This window comes from Variovorax sp. 770b2 (assembly GCF_900115685.1).
GTDB lineage: Bacteria > Pseudomonadota > Gammaproteobacteria > Burkholderiales > Burkholderiaceae_C > Variovorax.
Window position 1 is genome coordinate 292,826 of record NZ_FOXJ01000003.1, and the last position, 15,938, is coordinate 308,763.

Here is a 15,938-nt window from a genome sequence, read left to right on the forward strand (position 1 = left end):
TTAAGCGTTGCCCGCCCGCATGCGGGCGCGGTCGCGGCGGGCCATGCGCTCCACGAAGCGCGTCTGCGGGATGGAAATGACGATGAAGAGCAGCGCGACGGTGGTCGCGGCGGACAGGTTGTAGTAGTTCGAGGCAACGATCATCGATTGATTGAACGAGTCGACGACCCCGACCACGTTGACCAGCGCGGTGTCCTTCTGCAGCGCGATGAACGCATTGAGAAGCGGCGGAATGATCTGGCGCACGCCCTGGGGCACCACCACGAACCGGAGCGTCTGCATGTGCGACAGCCCCAGCGACCGGGAAGCGGCCGTCTGGCTCCAGTGAACGCTCTGGATCCCCGCGCGATAGATTTCGGCGACGTAGGCACCCACGGTCAGCGTCAACGCGACCACCACATAGGTCGTGAGGGACAGGTCCTTCAGGATGGGCACGCCCGTCAAGGGAAGGCCGAAGCCGACGAGGTAGATCACCAGCACAGCCGGGATCGACCGGAACACGTCCACGTAGGCGGTGGCGATGAAGCGCAAGGGCTTTCCGGCCGCCCCGGGAGCGAACATCGCCAGCGCCACGATCAAGCCCCAGACCAGCACGAGGACCTCCGCGATCAGGAAGATCTTCACGTTGACCCAGAACGCATCCAGGACCAGCGGGAATGTCTTGACGATCAACGGCACCAGGAAGAAGGTCTTGGCGACCGCCTGGTTGTTGGCCAGCAGGAACTGAAAGCCCAGCACCACGATGAATTGCGCCAGCGTATAGCCCAGCGCAATCCAGCTCTGCACGCAGGCATCGGATCTCTCGATGCGCGCCGCCACGACATCCATGCGGCGCGCCGCCGCCCGAACGCCCCGGCAGCGATGGAACGCGCGCACCAGTGGCCAGACCACGCCGAGCGACGCGATCGCCAGGGCCCCTGCCCCTGCCGATGTCCACCAGCCATCCCAGGCGCTGCCCCTCAAGGCTTCACGCAGGGACTGGAGGGTGTACCAGCTGGCCGCGACGACCAGAAGCACGCCCACCAGTGCAAAGGCAAAGAGCACCAGCGGCACTTTCGGCATGCCTCCGATGTTCAGGCGGCGCTCCTGCCCCGCGACTGGAGAAGGCATTCCGGCGGACTGCTGCGGTGCACTGTTCATGGTCGGGGTCTCGGGTCTCAGGGGTTGAAGACAGGCACTTTGGTGGGATCGGCACCGAGCGTGGGCGTCAGGTACTGGTTCGCCAGTCTCGCGAACGTGCCGTCGCGCTTCATCTCCTCGATCAACTTGTTGAAGGTCGGCATGTTCACCGAATCCCTGTTGACGAGGCCACCCCAGCGCTCACCCGTGTCGTAGCGGCCGACGACCTCGAACATCCCGTTGGATTGCTTGGCGCGGGCCAGCAGATTGGGCGTGTCGTACAGGACGGCATCGACCTGGCCGGCGGCCAGTGCCGCGTACATCGCGGCCGCCTCGGCAAAGACCTTGGGCTGTTCCACGGGTTTGACGTTGTCCGCAAGGTAGCCGAGGATGGTGGTCCCCTGCTTCACGCCGAGACGCATCTTCTTGATGCTCTCCTTGTCGGCCTTGACACCGGCTTTCACGAGAATCCCCTGGTCCGAGCTGAAGTACGGGTCGGTGAAGTTCACCACCTTCTTTCGCTCGTCGGTGATGGTGATCTGGCTCAACGCGATGTCGAAGCCCTGGGCCTGTCCGGTGAGGATCTGCGCGAACGAGCGGTTCACCACCACCACGCGATCCAGGCCCGCGCGGTACGCCATGTTGGCGGCCATGCAGTACTCGAACCCGTCCTTGATCGTGTCGATCGAGTCCCCGTTCCACCACCCCGGAGAGGGCAGCACGGGTCGCACGGAAAGCGCGCCCGGGACCACCGTTTCCAGCTTCACCGATCCGCGCTGACCCGTGACTTCGCATTTGCCGTAGTCCGGTGCCGCAAAGGCGGTGCACGACACGGCGCTCACGATGAGTGCGGCAAGTACCGAGGAGATCGGCCGTGCGTTGGAAGTTGCTTGCTTGCGCTTGTGGAATTTCATGTCGGGGCTCCGTTGGTTGATTGGAATTGAGAGGCGGCGGCTTCGATGCCCTGCTTCATTCAGGCAGGCAGCGCCGCCGCGGGTTGCGCGATCCCGCCGTGCGGCTTGCCCGAGGCGACATCGCCCCACAGCACGGCATGGTCGCCGGGCAGCGCGCGGGAGTTGGGCACCGAGAGCCACAGCCGCATGAGCATCCGGTCCTCGCCGGTCTGCACGTTGTCCTTGAAAGCCGTGCGGCCGTGATAGACGACGTGGTTGTTCAGCAGCTGAATGTCGCCGGGCGCAAAGCGCATCTCGAAGCACTCTGCTTCGGCGACGTCCATCAGCAGGTGGATGGCTTCCCACTCGGCATCGCTCAGCTTGCGGACACCGGGCAGCATCTGCGCGTTCTCGATGTAGGTGAGCGAGAAGTGGCTCGTGAGCTTGCCGTCCCGCACGCCGAAGATCGGAAGATCGTAGGCCACATGTTCGCCACCGGCCTCCTCGCCGAACCGGCTGCGGGGAATCGGTTTGCAAAGAAGGGCATGCAGATCGGGCCGGCGCTCCAGGATCCTGTTGTAGACGGTCGCGCTGCTGGCGAGCTTGCTGACGCCGCCTTCGGAGGCCTGGCGGACACACAGCAGCCCGACCACGTCGCAGCGATCGGTATGAAAACGCAGCTGTCCCGGCGACAACGTGCGGGCACCGGACGACAGGAACTGCTTGCCATGCTCGTCGACGGTCGCCCCATAGAGCTTCGCACCGACGCCCATTCCCTCGTCCTTGATCTCGCGCATGACCTCGCCGCGGTAGTTCTGGAACATCGGCGTGCCCAGATGGGCACCGAAGGCATACCAGAGCCGGCGCAGCTGCTCCTGGTGGTAGCGGCTCACGTCGAGGCCGCGGACCTTGACCATGCCGGAGCCGTTTTCCAGCTCTTCGCGAACCTCGTCGAAGAACGCGGTGGCATCGGGCAGCGGGAAGTTCTGGCGATCGATCCTGCGCCAATCGAGCCCCTCCGTCTTCTGCAACGCTGTATCGATTTGCGCCAGGACGATCGAGGGAAACTGTTTGACCCATCGATGGTTTTGGCCCATCTCAGCACCAGACCAAACGCAAGTGCCGTTCAGATAACTCGACTCGGACATGAACTCTCCAGAAAGATGATTGGGCTTTGTCTATCGATGTATAGACAGGCGCCGATGTTAGGCAGCTAGTCGCGCCCGCCGCAACCGGGGCGGGGTCAATCGAGGGCAAACACCTACCGAATGGCTCCATGAAAAAATCCAACATTGGATCCAATATGGGGCACAACGCACGATTTCGTAGCCTTTGCTTTCGCCCTCGCCTTCAAGAAGGTATCGAGCAAGAAGCGTTCCAGATTGGATCCAATCAAGGATCTGTTTACCCGTTCCTTGACGCTGCATCGAGGGGAGCCGCTGCGCTGTGGACCTCTGCCCTCCTCCGAACGACGGATCCGCAATTGGATCTTCCGTAGAATTCCGCGCAGTTCATGGTGAAGACAACAAGGGAGTTCGAATGGTGGCCCAGGCACCGATCGGCGATCAGATCCTCTCGGCCGATTCCGTCACGGAATCCTTGCGGCAACTCATCCTGAGCGGTGAACTGGGGATCGGCGTGCAGTTGAAGCAGCAGGCGCTGGCCGAGCGCTTCGGTGTCAGCCGCATCCCCGTTCGCGAGGCACTCAAGCGCCTGGAGGCCGAAGGCCTCATCGAACACCGCGCCCACCAGGGATCGACCGTTGCATCGCAGTCGATCAAGGACCTGATCGAGGCGCTGGACATCCGGATCGCGCTGGAAACGAGAGCGCTCAAGCTGGCGATCCCGCACCTGCGCCCCGCCAATCACCGCGCCGCCAGGGAAATCATCGCGCGCTACGCAGGCAGCGAATCGCCGCAGGAGTGGGCCGATCTGAATCTCGAATTCCACTTGACGCTCTACCGCCCCTGTGGGCGCGACAAACTGCTCAAGATGATCGAGGAGAGCGTGCGAGGCATCGCCCGGCACCTGCGGGCCTTGCAGTCGCACAAGGTGGGGCGCAAGTCATCGCAGGTCGAACACACTCAGATCCTGAAGGCCTGCATCGCGAAAGACATCCCCCTCGCGGTGGAATTGCTGGAGAAGCACATCGAGCACACGCAGGCGGCGTTGGCCGGACCGTGACGGCAAGCGTCGCATCGACGCGCCCACGCCATCGATCACCGTGTCCCGGCCTGCTGCAAGGCCTCCGGCAATTCGCGCGACGCCGCGATCGCCTCGCGATCACGGTAGTCGCCGGGCGTGCCGCCGGTCCAACTGCGAAAGGCGCGGTGAAAAGCCGCCACGCTCGAGAAGCCCAGGTCGACGGCGATGGCGATCAGCGGCTCGGTGCCTCGCGTCAGGCGCGAGATCGCGATGTCGCGCCGCAGCGCGTCCTTGATGTCCTGGAACTTCATGCCCTCGGCCTGCAGATGGCGCACCAGCGTGCGCGCCGAAAGTCCGAAGGCCGCGGCCACATGCGCGATGTCGCTGTCGAATCCGAGGTTCGCTTCCAGGAAGGTGCGCACGCGCTGCGTCGTGCTGCTCTGCCCCACCGGCACGAAGAGCCAGTCCAGCGGCGCGCGCATCAGGAACCTGCGCAGCTCCAGCTTGGAGTGCGGTTGCACCGGCCGCTCGAGGTACCTGAGGTCGAAGGCCATCGCGGTGTGCGGCTGGTCGAAATGCACCGGGCCCGGAAACATGAAGAGATAGTCGGCCGCGTCGTGCGGCCGCGCAAAGCTGAAGTCGATGCGCGCCAGTTCGATGCGCGCGCCGATCACCCATGAGCACATGCCGTGCACCAGCTTCAGGTGCAGCTCCTGCACCAGGCGCGCGCTGCGGCTCCTGGGCGGATAGGCGTCCACGCGCACCCATGCATGGCGCTCGTCGCGGCGCACGGTGAATCGCGAGCCGTCGTCCAGCACGTGGTTGAACTGCGCCCAGCGCCGCAGCGCGGTGTGCAGGTTGGGTGCATCGAGCATGAGGATGCTCAGTATCTTCAGCGTGCCGCAGCGCAGCGGCCGCGCATAGAGGCCGGGCATCTCGTCGTCCAGTTCCAGCGCGACGCCGCGGAACAGCTGCGAGAACTGCTCCTCGGTCACACGGCCTGCGGGCTGCGCCAGCAGCGCGGGCGAGATGGTGGCCTGGCGCAGCAGCCGCTGCAGCGTGTCGCCCTCGAGCGCAAGGCCGTGCAGGAAGCTCTGCACGTAGGAGATGGGCAGCGTCGGCCGCTGCTCGAAAGCCTGCGCGCTTCGCTGTTCCTTGGCCGTGGCAATCAACATGGCGCGATATGCAAACGAAGTTGGCGCGATCCGAGAACACGGGTCGGGACGCGCTGGCTAGAGTCGGCTCCGACCCGAGGAGGCAGCAAGAGAGTCATCGGGTCGATTCCTAGAACAACTGAGAGACAACCATGAAACACACGCTCGATTCGGCATCGATCGCGCAGCCGCATGCGCGGCTGCATTCGCGACACCTGCATCTACTTTCATTCGCCCTCGCCGGCGCGGCAATGCTCGCGGGCTGCGGAGGCTCCTCGGACAACGGCAGCGCCTTTCCGCCCATCTTCGGCGGCGGCGGCGGCAACAACAACCCGCCGCCGGCGCAACTGGACAAGCCCTCGATCGCCAGCCGCAGTACGTGAGCGGCGGCGACGCACTGGTCGAGGTGAAGCCGCCGCAAGGCAGCAGCACGTCGCAGCTGACGGTGGCGCTGAACGGAAAGACGGTCACCGAACAACTCAGTGCCGACGATACCGGCAAGTTGCGCGGCGTGATAAAGGGTTTGACCGAGGGTGAGAACACGCTGTCGGTCACCGCGAGCGCGCAGGGCCGCTCGGCTTCCGAAGCCAGGCTCGTGCTGACCAACTACGCGCAGACCGGGCCGATCCTGGCCGGCCCGCTGCTCGCGCCCTACGAATGCCGCACCGTCGAGTCGAACATGGGCGCGCCGCTGGACGCCAACTGCTCGGCCACGCGGCGCTTCGACTACTTCTACCGCACGGCCGCGGGCAGCTTCAAGCCGCTGGCCGATCCGCTGTCGCGTCCGTCGGACCTGGCGCAGACCACGACCATCGAAGGCAAGAAGGTGCCCTACATCGTGCGCGTCGACTCGGGCACCGTCGGGCGCACGATCTACCGCATCGCCGTGCTCGACGAGCCCACGGCCGACAGCGTGGACCCGGCAAAGTACAAGCCCAGCGCGGGCTGGAACCACCGCCTCGTCGTGAGCTTCGGTGGCGGGGCCGGCACGCAGTACAACCAGGGCGTCAACCAGGCGACCGATGCGCTCGCCGACCTTCAGCTCTCGCGCGGCTTCGCCTACATGATCTCCACCGAGCTCGTGAACGGCCAGCGCGGCAACGCGGTGCTGCAGGGCGAGACGCTGATGATGCTCAAGGAACTCTTTGTGAAGACCTACGGCATGCCCAAGTGGACCGCCGGCAGCGGCGGCTCGGGCGGCGCCATCCAGCAGCTGGTGATCACGCAGATCTACCCGGGCCTGCTGGACGGCCTGCAACCGTCGCTGACCTTCCCCGACGGCAGCCTGCACGTGGCCGACTGCCGCCTGCTGGAGAACGTCTACAAGGCCGACCTGGCGACCTGGACCAACCCCAAGCGCGCGGCTGTGGACGGCTTCACCAACGGCACCTGCCGCGCCTGGGACCTGAGCTTCGTCAACACCATCGTCGCGACCAACGCGGCAGGCTGCGCACTGAAGGACACGACCAAGGTCTACGACCCGATCAACAACCCCAAGGGCGCGCGCTGCACCACCGCCGACATGCGCACCAACATCGTGGGCCGCGACCCGGCCACCGGTTTCGCGCGCAGTCCGCTGGACAACGTGGGCCTGCAGTACGGCCTGGAGGCGGTCAACAAGGGCACCATCAGCGCCGAAGAGTTCGTGCTGCTCAACGAGAAGGTGGGCGGCTACGACAAGGACGGCAACCCGGTGCCCAAGCGCACCGTGGGCGACCCGCTGGCCCTGCAGCGCGCCTACGAAAGCGGCCTCGTCAATTCGGGCGGCGGCGGGCTGGCGCAGGTGCCGATCCTGCATTCGCGCACCTACAACGACGCATCGGGTGACATCCACTCGCACGAGCGCGATCTCGTGGTGCGCGCACGGCTGCAGCGCGCCAACGGCCGCACGGACAACCAGGTGATCTGGGTCGGCCCGCGCACGGGCTATCCGCTCGCATCGCTGTCACTCGACGTGATGACCGCCTGGCTCGACGGCATCACGGACGATCCCGCGCCGCTGTCGATCGACAAGGTCGTCGCCCACAAGCCGGGCACGGCGACCGATGCCTGCTTCGACGTGAACGGCACGCGCTTCAACGAGTCGCCGGCCTACGGCGCCACCGGCATCTGCTCGGCGCTGTACCCGCTGCACGGCGAACCGCGGCAACAGGCCGGCGCGCCGGCGACCAACGACATCAGCAAGTGCCAGCTCAAGCCGCTGGTCACGGCCGACTACGTGCCCACGTTCACGCCCACGCAATGGGCACGGCTGAACACCGTGTTCCCGGACGGCGTGTGCGACTGGTCGAAACCCGGCGTGGGACAGGTTGCGCTCAAGGGCACCTACCAGAAGTACGGCGAACTGAACTGAGCGCCCGAGGTTCTTGCGGCCCTCTCGCGAGGGCATGGCGCTTGCGCGAGGTGATGCTGCAGCGTCGCCTCCGGAGCGCAGCCGCTTCAGCGACCACCGTCGAGTCGCTGAAGCGACAGCGCTGGTGCGGGCAAACCTGAGTCGACGTATCCCACGCTGGCTTTCACAATCCTGTGCCTTGGCAGCCGGCATCGTTCCGCGCTGCCGAACACGGCACAACGAACAAGGAGCGACGTGGAACTGTTCTTTCAGCAACTGCTCAATGGCCTGACCGTGGGAGGCGTCTACAGCCTGGTGGCCCTGGGCCTCACGCTCGTCTACGGCATCCTGCATGTGCCGAACTTCGCGCACGGGGCCTTCTACATGGCAGGCGCGTTCGCAGGCTACTACCTCATGACGGCCTTCGGCCTGAACTACTGGCTCGCCATGGCGGGCGCCGCCGTGGTGGTCGCGGTGATCGCGATGCTGGCCGAGCGGCTGGTGTTCCATCCGCTGCGCAATGCGCCGGAACTGCACGACATGATCGCCGCCATCGGCATCCTGCTGTTCATCGAGGCCGGCGCCCAGGCGATGTTCGGCGCGGACTTCCATCGCATGCCCACGCCCTACGGCCAGATCGTCGAAGTGTTCGGGCTCACGGCGCCGTTGCAGCGCCTGCTCATCATCGCGGGAGCGTTCGGGCTGATGGTATTGCTGCACCTCTTTCTCAATCACACGGTGCTGGGCTCGACCATCATCGCGATGGCGCAGAACCGCGACGGCGCGGCGCTGGTGGGCATCGATGCGACGCGCGTGACGCTCCTGGTGTTCGCGATCTCGGGGGCGCTGGCGGCCATTGCGGCGGTGCTCTATGCGCCGATCAACCTCGTGTATCCGGCCATGGGCAACCTGGTCATCACCAAGGCTTTCGTGATCATCATCCTGGGGGGCATGGGGAGCTTTCCCGGCGCCATCGTGGGCGGGCTGATCATCGGCATGGCCGAGAGCTTCGGCGGTTTCTATTTCTCGACCGACTACAAGGACATCATCGCCTTCGTGCTGCTGGTGGTGATCCTGTCGTTCCGCCCGCAAGGCCTGTTCACGCCGAAGGGAGCGCGGTGATGGGCTGGCTCTTCCAAGGCAAGGCCGGATGGGCGCTGCTCGCGGCCATTGCGCTGGCGTTTCCGCTGTTCGCGCAGAACAACTACCTGATCTCGGTGGCCACGCAGGCCTTCATCATGGCCATCGCGGCGCTGGGGCTGAACCTCATCACCGGCTACACGGGGCAGTTCAACCTGGCGCACGGCGCGTTCATGGCGGTGGGTGCCTACACGGTGGGCATTCTCACGGTGGACCATCAGGTGCCGTTCTGGATCGCGTTCGCGGCGGCGGGCCTCGTGACTGCGGTGCTGGGCTACTTCATCGGCATCCTGTCGCTGCGGTTGAAGGGCCACTACTTCTCGATCTTCACGCTGTGCGTGAGCTACATCATGTTCCTGCTGATCGAGAAGTGGGAAAGCCTCACGCACGGGCCGGTGGGCATCATGGGCATCCCCGCGCCCACGGGCATCGGGCCGCTGCAGTTCGGCACGCCGCTGTCGCAGTACTACCTGGTGCTGGCCTTCCTGGCGCTGGGCGTCTGGGTCATGGCGCGCATCGTGCGCTCGCTGCTCGGGCGCAGCTTCATGGCCGTGCGCAACAGCGACGCGCTGGCCGAAGCGCTGGGCACCGACCTCATGCGCACCAAGACGCTGTCGTTCGTGCTGTCGGTGGTGTATGCGGGCTTTGCCGGGGCGCTCTATGCGGGGCAGGTGCGCTTTCTCGGGCCCGACCTGGCGAGCGAGGCCGTGACCTTCGACCTCGTGATGTTCGTGCTGGTGGGCGGCATCGGCACCCTGCTGGGCCCGCTGGTGGGCACCTTTCTCGTGACGTGGTTGACGCAGAGCCTGCAGTTCCTGCAGGACTACCGCATGGTGGTGTTCGGGCCGGTGCTGATCGCGCTGATCATCTTCCTGCCCGACGGCATCGTGGGCACCTGGCTCAAGCGCCGCGCGCGGCGCGCGGATGCGAAGCGCGCCGCCGCGCCCTCCGCGCCCTCCGCCCCGAAAGCCACGACCACCGAGGCGCAGCCAAATGCTTGAGATCCACGACCTGACCAAGCAGTTCTTCGGCCTCACCGCCGTGGACAGCGTGAGCACGCATTTCGAACGCGGCCAGGTGAGCGCCATCATCGGCCCCAACGGCGCGGGCAAGACCACCTTCTTCAACCTCGTGGCGGGCACGCACAAGCCGAGCTCGGGGCGCATCGTGTTCAACGGCAAGGACGTGACCGGCATGCGCCCCGACCACATCGCGCGGCTTGGCATCGCGCGCACCTTCCAGAGCACCCACCTGTTCGACAACGCGACGGTGCTCGACAACCTCATCGTGGGCCACCGGCTGCGCACGCACTCGGGCCTGTGGGACGTGCTCGTCAACAGCCGGCGCCTGCGCGACGAGGAACGCCTGTGCCGCGACAAGGCCGAGGAGGCGCTCGACTTCGTGGGCCTCTCGCACGTGGCCCACCGCATCGCGGCCGACATCACGCAGGAAGAACGCAAGCGCGTGGCCTTTGCGCTCGCGCTGGCCACCGACCCCGAGCTGATGCTGCTGGACGAACCGGCCGGCGGCGTGAACCCCGAGGAGACCGTGGGCCTGGCCGCGCTGATCCGCAAGCTGGTGGACCACGGCAAGACCGTGTGCCTCATCGAACACAAGATGGACATGATCATGCGGCTGGCCGACAAGATCGTCGTGCTGAACAACGGCGCGAAGATCGCGGAGGGCACGCCCGCCGAAATACGCCGCAACCCGCATGTCATCGAAGCCTACCTGGGAGCCGACCATGCTGCGGTTTGAAGGCGTCGACCTGCACTACGGCAGCTTTCGCGCATTGAGCGGCGTGACGCTGCATGCCGAGCCCGGCGAGCTGGTCGTGCTGCTGGGCGCGAACGGCGCGGGCAAGACGTCGATCTTCATGGCGGCCAGCGGCATCCAGCGCCCGAGCGCGGGACGCATCCGCCTGGGCGAGCGCGAGATCGCGGGACATCGGCCGGCGGAGATCGTGGCTGCGGGCCTCGTGCATTGCCCTGAGGGGCGCAAGCTGTTCCCGATGATGTCGGTGCGCAAGAACCTCACGCTCGGCGCCTATGTGCACCGGCGCGACAAGGCCGGCATCCAGCGCTCGCTGGACGAGGTGTTCAGCCTCTTCCCCATTCTCGAAGTGAAGCAGCACGACCCGGCCGGCTCGCTCTCGGGCGGCCAGCAGCAGATGGTGGCCATCGGCCGCGCGATGCTCGGGCGGCCCAAGGTGCTGCTGCTCGACGAGCCCTCGCTCGGCCTGGCGCCGCTGGTGGTGAAGCAGGTGTTCGAGGTCATCGAGCGCATCAACAGGCAGGGCACGACCGTGCTGCTGGCCGAACAGAACGCCTACTCGGCGCTGGCCATCGCGCATCGCGCCTATGTGATCGAACGCGGGCGCATCGCGCTGGAGGGCGATCGCGAGTCCTTGCTCAACAACGAGGCCGTGCGGGCCGCGTACATCGGGGCCTGACCCCACTACAACCAGGAGACCAACGCAATGATGAAGACCGCCCTTTCACGCCGCAGGCTTGCCGCCCTGCCCTTCGCCGTCCTGCTGCTCGGCGCAGGCGCGGCCTTTGCACAGGAGACCGTCAAGATCGGCTTCACCGGACCGCTGAGCGGCGGCGCCGCGCTCTATGGCAAGAACGTGGTCAACGGCATGGAGATGGCCATCAAGGAAATCAACGCGGCGGGCCTGGAGGTGGCCGGCAAGAAGGTCAAGCTGGAGCTGGTGGCGCTCGACGACAAGTACGCGCCGGCCGAAGCCGCCATCAACGCGCGCCGCCTGGTGCAGCAACACCAGACGCCGGCCGTGTTCGTGCCGCACTCGGGCGGCATCTATGCGATGCAGGCTTTCAACGAGCAGGAGAAGTTCATCGTGATGGCGTACTCCAGCACGCCCAAGATCACCGAGACCGGCAACAAGCTCACCATCCGCATTCCGCCCACGTTCAATTCGTACATCGAGCCCTTCACCCGCTACGAGATGAAGAAGTACGGCAAGAAGGTCGGCATGCTGCCGGGCGACCACGAGTACGCGAAGAACTGGAGCGCGCTGTTCGAACCGGCCTGGACCAAGGCCGGCGGCACCGTGGTGTCGAACAACCCCATGTCTTACAACCGCTCGGCCGACTTCTACAGCGGCGTGAGCCGCGTGCTGGCCGAGAAGCCCGACGTGCTGTTCATCGGCGGTCCCTCCGAGCCCACGGCGCTGGTCGCCAAGCAGGCGCGCGAGCTGGGCTTCAAGGGCGGCTTCCTCATCATGGACCAGGCCAAGCTCGACGAGATGGCCAAGGTCACGGGCGGCCTCGCGCCCCTGGAAGGCGCAATCGGCGTGCTGCCGGTGTCGTACGACGATCGCGCAGGTCCGAAGGCCTTTGCCGCGGCCTATCGCAAGGCCTACGGTGCCGACAAGGATCCGACCACCGAGTCTTCCTACAACTACGCGCTGGTCCACGCGCTCGCGGGCGCGATGAAGATGGCCGGCACGACCACCGACGCCGCGGCCATCCGCGCCAGGATCGGCGATGCGCTCATCCAGCTGCCCGAGAAGACCAATGCAGGCTCCTTCAAGGGCGTGGACGCCGTCGGCGGCACCATCGTCGACCCGCTGGTGGCGACAGTGGATGGCGGGAAGGTCAGGCCGGTGAGCTTGAGCGAGTTGATGAAGTAACGGGCGTCGATCGCCGACGAAAAAGGCCGCCTCACCGCGCTCGCGTCATCCGGGAGATCGACCCGCTCGCCGCTCGCGCAATGGTGCGCAGTGGCGTCGTGGCGCAGTCGCACAGTGGCGCGCAATGAACATGCTCATTGCGTGAGCGTCACCCCTTGGGGTGCCGCCACGCGGTGCGCGCGGCCCGCCTGGCGCCTGTATGCCAGCGGCGTGCTTCCCGTCCACGAACGGAACGCCCGGTGGAAAGCGCTGACGGTGGCGAAGCCCGTCGCGCGCGCGATGGCGGCGATGCTCTCGCGGCTCTTGAGCAGTTTCTGGACCGCGATGTCGCGGCGCAGCACGTCCTTCACCTGCTGGAACGTCGTTCCCTCCGCGCTGAGATGGCGCGCCAGGGTGCGCTCGGAACAATTGAGGGCCAGCGCCGCCGACTGGATGTTGCTGCTCTCGTGCAGGCGCGACTCCAGGTGGCTGCGCAGGCGATGGCTCAGCAGCGTCTTGTCGAAGGGCACGAAGAACCAGTTCTGCGGCGCGCCTTGCAGGAAGTCGCGTAGTTCCGAGCGGGTGCGGCTTCGCACCGGTTGCTGCAGATAGGCCGCATCGATGTACATCGCCGTGGCCGGCTGGTCGAAGTAGACCGGTCCCGGAAAGATGTAGACGTACTCGGCCGCGTCGGGCGGCCGGGGAAACGCGAAATCGACCCGCTCGATGCCCAGCCGCTTGCCCACGATCCACGAGGCGATGCCGTGCACCAGCTTGAGGTGCAGTTCCTGCACGAGCCGCGCACTGCGCGCCTGGGTCGGGTAGAGCCTGATGGCGATCGAGGCCAGTGCGCCCTCGCGGCGGACCTCGAAGGAAAAATCGTCGTGCAGCACCCGGTCGAATTGCTGCCAGCGCCGCATGGCCGTCGCCAGGTCGGGCGCGTCCAGCATGAGGATGAGCAGGATCTTGAGCGTGCCCCGGCGCAGCGGCCGGCCATAGAGGCCGGGCATCTCGTCCTCCAGGTGCGCCACCAGCAGCTGGAACAGGGTTGCGAACTGCTCCTGCGTCACCCGCGCGCCGGGCAATGCGAGCAATCGGGCGTCAATGCTGGCGCGGCGCACCAGCAGGTTCAGGTCCGCATGCGAAAGGGCCAGTCCTTCGACGAAGGCGTTGACGTAGGAAGTGGGAAGGGTCGCGCTGAAGGGGTCCAAGGCAGGGCCGCAGCTGAAGCTCGAATCGGCGCGCGAGCGTAGTGCAGTTTGGCGGGATCTGCAAATTCTCTGGCGCGAAGCGGGAACACGTCGGCAGGCATTCTTCCTAGCATCAAGGAGCACCCGGTCACGTGGCCGGATGCGACCGGCGACGCGGCTTTCTCATGAGGCGCGGCGTCCCGGTCTCATAAAAACAGCTACGGAGACAAGATGATGAATTCGAAAAGAAGGCCGATGCGCCTGAGCGGCGCAGCTGCGCTGGTGGCCATCGCACTCGCGGCCTGCGGCGGCGGAGGCGGAGGGGGCACGCAATTCCCCGTGATCGTGCCGCCACCCTCGGGGAACGGCTCCCCGCCTCCCGTCACAAATCCCCCCGTCGTCGATCCGCTCGCCAAGGCGCGCATGCCCGACTATCCGGATGTGGTGGGCGAATATGTGCAGATCGAAGGCGGCGCCCAGCCCACCGATCCGAGCGTGCTGCAGACCCCCAAGGAGTTCAATGCCGCCACCTTCCTGCGCGTGCGTTCGGCCCTGGACGGCGAGACGCCGCGGGCCGCCAATGCGGTGATGGTGGTCATGCCCGGCTTCTCCAGCACGCCGGGCCACTGGATGTACCTGGCCGCGCAGCTGGTGCAGAAGGCCAATGAAAAGAAAGGCGGCTGCGTGAACGGCACCGCCCCCGTCGATTGCCGGCTGGAGGTGTGGATCGTGCAGCGCCGCGGCGCGCACCTGGCCGACACGCTGGGCGCCCGCAACGCGCTGGTCGACAAGAACCCTTCAGCCGCCGTCAGCTACTACTTCGGAAAGTCCGTCATGGGTTCCGATGGGCGGACCGCGCTGGATGGGCAAGGCAAGTTCCCCGTCGCGTCGCCCAAGACCCTGGTCGGCGCCGTGGACTCCACCTGGCGTCCGCTGTTGCAGAGCGACCTGGGTTTCATGGCGGACTGGGGTTTCGAGACCTACGCGCGCGACGTCGAGAACATGATCGCGCTCGTCAAGCAGGAGTCGGGCAGCAAGAACGTCTTCCTCGCGGGCCATTCGCAGGGCGGCAGTTTCACCAGCGTCTTTGCAGGCCGCCTGGGCACCGATGGCCTGCGCGGCCAGCAGAACCTCGCCGGCATCGTGATGCTGGACGGCGGCGGCTACGGGACCCTCACCTCGCCCACCCCCACGCAGGTCACGACGCTGAAGACCGCGATCGATGACTTGCGCAGCGGCGCGCGCGCGGTCTACACCGATGCCGCGGGCGCCAATTCGGCATCGGGGCCGGCGGTCGGCGCGCGCGAGATGGCGAGCCTGCGCTACACGACCGAAGACCAGAAGGCGGAATCGCTGTTTCCGCCGCGCCAGGCAGGCATGCTCACCACGACCGCCTTCCCCGGCACCGCCGCGGACACCGGCAACGCCTTTCTCGGCGCGATCCGGCTGAGCCAGGTCGCGCGCGCCGGCATGGGCTTCGACACCAGCCCGACCACGGCCCCCACGACGCCACCGGCGCCGCTGGCCGTCAACCTGCAGGACTCCCTGATCGTGAGCCTGGGCGAAAGCCTGGGGCTGCTCGACTTCAAGCCGGTCGTCGGCACGGAGGCCGATTGCGACATCCTGCCCTCGGGCAAGTGCGTGCCGCGCATCGGCCAGATCGACCCGGCCAAGGTGTACGGCTGGCTCGAGGCGGGCGGCGGCTCGTCGATCCCGGCCACGACCAAGGTCGGTGTCGGCAAGGCCAGCCAGTTCCTTCGCGGCTATTCGTGGACCACGAACCGGACCAACATCCAACCGATCGCGTACAACTTCCGCACCAGCGGCCAGCGGACCGTCGATGCCCGCGAAATCGTCACGGCGAACTGGTATCCCTCGGAGCGCTATGAGGCGGAGATGTCGTTCGTGGGCGCGGGCCCGACCTTCGTCTTCGACCACAAGGGCATCCATATCGATGTGGACAAGAGCGTCGTCAACGTGCCGCTGTACTACGCCCACCAGGGCCCTGCGTCGCCGACCAATCCGTCCGTCTTTCCGCTGGTGACCGACTACACCAACATCGGATCGACAGGCACGGTGCAGTCCGCGGAGGCAGTGGCCAAGTCGCGCGTGGATCCCGTGGTCTCGTCGCAGTACTACAAGCACACCGATTTCGTCTCGGCCGACGATTCGCTCGCGGGCACGCCGGGTGCAGCGGCGCCCGGCCAGCCGGGGGTGAGCCTGGTCGCCAACACGCTGGTGGACTGGGTGTTTGCCCGGACCGGCAGCAAGCTGGCAGCGGTGCCGTCGCCCAAGGAACTGGGCGTCGTCAACACGCGCTGACGATGCTTG

At 66.3% G+C, this 15,938-nt stretch carries 14 protein-coding genes; 9 read left to right on the forward strand and 5 right to left on the reverse strand.

Going from position 1 to position 15,938, the window contains the following annotated elements:
- Genes BM133_RS20605 through BM133_RS20615 form a run of 3 tightly spaced genes read right to left on the reverse strand, consistent with a single transcriptional unit; the run spans window position 1 to window position 3,160 of the window.
- On the reverse strand, window positions 1-1,140 hold the full coding sequence (locus tag BM133_RS20605) for an amino acid ABC transporter permease (RefSeq protein ID WP_093437727.1): 1,140 nt from the start codon (window positions 1,138-1,140) through the stop codon (window positions 1-3).
- 17 nt (window positions 1,141-1,157) lie between these two features.
- Entirely contained in the window at window positions 1,158-2,033 is an 876-nt protein-coding gene (locus BM133_RS20610) for an ABC transporter substrate-binding protein (RefSeq protein ID WP_093437729.1), read from the reverse strand.
- A 59-nt stretch (window positions 2,034-2,092) separates the two neighbouring features.
- On the reverse strand, window positions 2,093-3,160 hold the full coding sequence (locus BM133_RS20615) for a TauD/TfdA family dioxygenase (RefSeq protein WP_093437731.1): 1,068 nt from the start codon (window positions 3,158-3,160) through the stop codon (window positions 2,093-2,095).
- Window positions 3,161-3,551: 391 nt separating this feature from the next.
- Between BM133_RS20615 and BM133_RS20620 the strand changes: the two genes are divergently transcribed.
- Window positions 3,552-4,196 (forward strand): GntR family transcriptional regulator, encoded by a 645-nt coding sequence (locus BM133_RS20620; protein WP_093437732.1) that lies wholly within the window; start codon window positions 3,552-3,554, stop codon window positions 4,194-4,196.
- 35 nt (window positions 4,197-4,231) lie between these two features.
- Here the strand turns inward: BM133_RS20620 and BM133_RS20625 are convergent, their stop codons facing one another.
- The gene (locus tag BM133_RS20625; protein ID WP_093437734.1) at window positions 4,232-5,332 is read right to left on the reverse strand and encodes an AraC family transcriptional regulator; all 1,101 of its coding nucleotides are present in this window, start codon (window positions 5,330-5,332) and stop codon (window positions 4,232-4,234) included.
- A 131-nt stretch (window positions 5,333-5,463) separates the two neighbouring features.
- Between BM133_RS20625 and BM133_RS20630 the strand changes: the two genes are divergently transcribed.
- From BM133_RS20630 to BM133_RS20660, 7 genes are all read left to right on the forward strand, one after another.
- On the forward strand, window positions 5,464-5,694 hold the full coding sequence (locus BM133_RS20630; RefSeq protein WP_093437735.1) for a hypothetical protein: 231 nt from the start codon (window positions 5,464-5,466) through the stop codon (window positions 5,692-5,694).
- Complete coding sequence (locus tag BM133_RS20635) at window positions 5,691-7,664, forward strand: DUF6351 family protein (RefSeq protein ID WP_093437736.1); 1,974 nt, start codon at window positions 5,691-5,693, stop codon at window positions 7,662-7,664. Before BM133_RS20630 ends, BM133_RS20635 begins: the two co-directional genes overlap by 4 nt.
- A 234-nt stretch (window positions 7,665-7,898) precedes the next feature.
- Window positions 7,899-8,765: a branched-chain amino acid ABC transporter permease gene (locus tag BM133_RS20640; RefSeq protein WP_093437738.1), complete on the forward strand. Its 867-nt coding sequence runs from the start codon at window positions 7,899-7,901 to the stop codon at window positions 8,763-8,765.
- Complete coding sequence (locus tag BM133_RS20645) at window positions 8,765-9,784, forward strand: branched-chain amino acid ABC transporter permease (protein ID WP_093437739.1); 1,020 nt, start codon at window positions 8,765-8,767, stop codon at window positions 9,782-9,784. Before BM133_RS20640 ends, BM133_RS20645 begins: the two co-directional genes overlap by 1 nt.
- Window positions 9,777-10,541 (forward strand): ABC transporter ATP-binding protein, encoded by a 765-nt coding sequence (locus BM133_RS20650; RefSeq protein ID WP_093437741.1) that lies wholly within the window; start codon window positions 9,777-9,779, stop codon window positions 10,539-10,541. Before BM133_RS20645 ends, BM133_RS20650 begins: the two co-directional genes overlap by 8 nt.
- Window positions 10,528-11,235, forward strand: coding sequence for an ABC transporter ATP-binding protein (locus BM133_RS20655; protein ID WP_093437742.1), 708 nt, complete (start codon window positions 10,528-10,530; stop codon window positions 11,233-11,235). Before BM133_RS20650 ends, BM133_RS20655 begins: the two co-directional genes overlap by 14 nt.
- Window positions 11,236-11,265: 30 nt before the next feature.
- Window positions 11,266-12,438 carry an ABC transporter substrate-binding protein gene (locus BM133_RS20660; RefSeq protein ID WP_093437744.1) on the forward strand — a complete coding sequence of 391 codons (1,173 nt, stop codon included), beginning with the start codon at window positions 11,266-11,268 and terminating at the stop codon, window positions 12,436-12,438.
- Between the two features lie 134 nt (window positions 12,439-12,572).
- On the opposite strand, the gene BM133_RS20665 is transcribed toward BM133_RS20660, so the two are convergent.
- Window positions 12,573-13,628, reverse strand: a complete 1,056-nt coding sequence (locus BM133_RS20665; protein WP_256219287.1) for an AraC family transcriptional regulator — start codon at window positions 13,626-13,628, stop codon at window positions 12,573-12,575.
- Between the two features lie 213 nt (window positions 13,629-13,841).
- Here BM133_RS20665 and BM133_RS20670 point away from each other — a divergent pair, with 213 nt between their 5' ends.
- Window positions 13,842-15,929: an alpha/beta fold hydrolase gene (locus BM133_RS20670; protein WP_143100169.1), complete on the forward strand. Its 2,088-nt coding sequence runs from the start codon at window positions 13,842-13,844 to the stop codon at window positions 15,927-15,929.
- Window positions 15,930-15,938 lie beyond the last annotated feature (9 nt).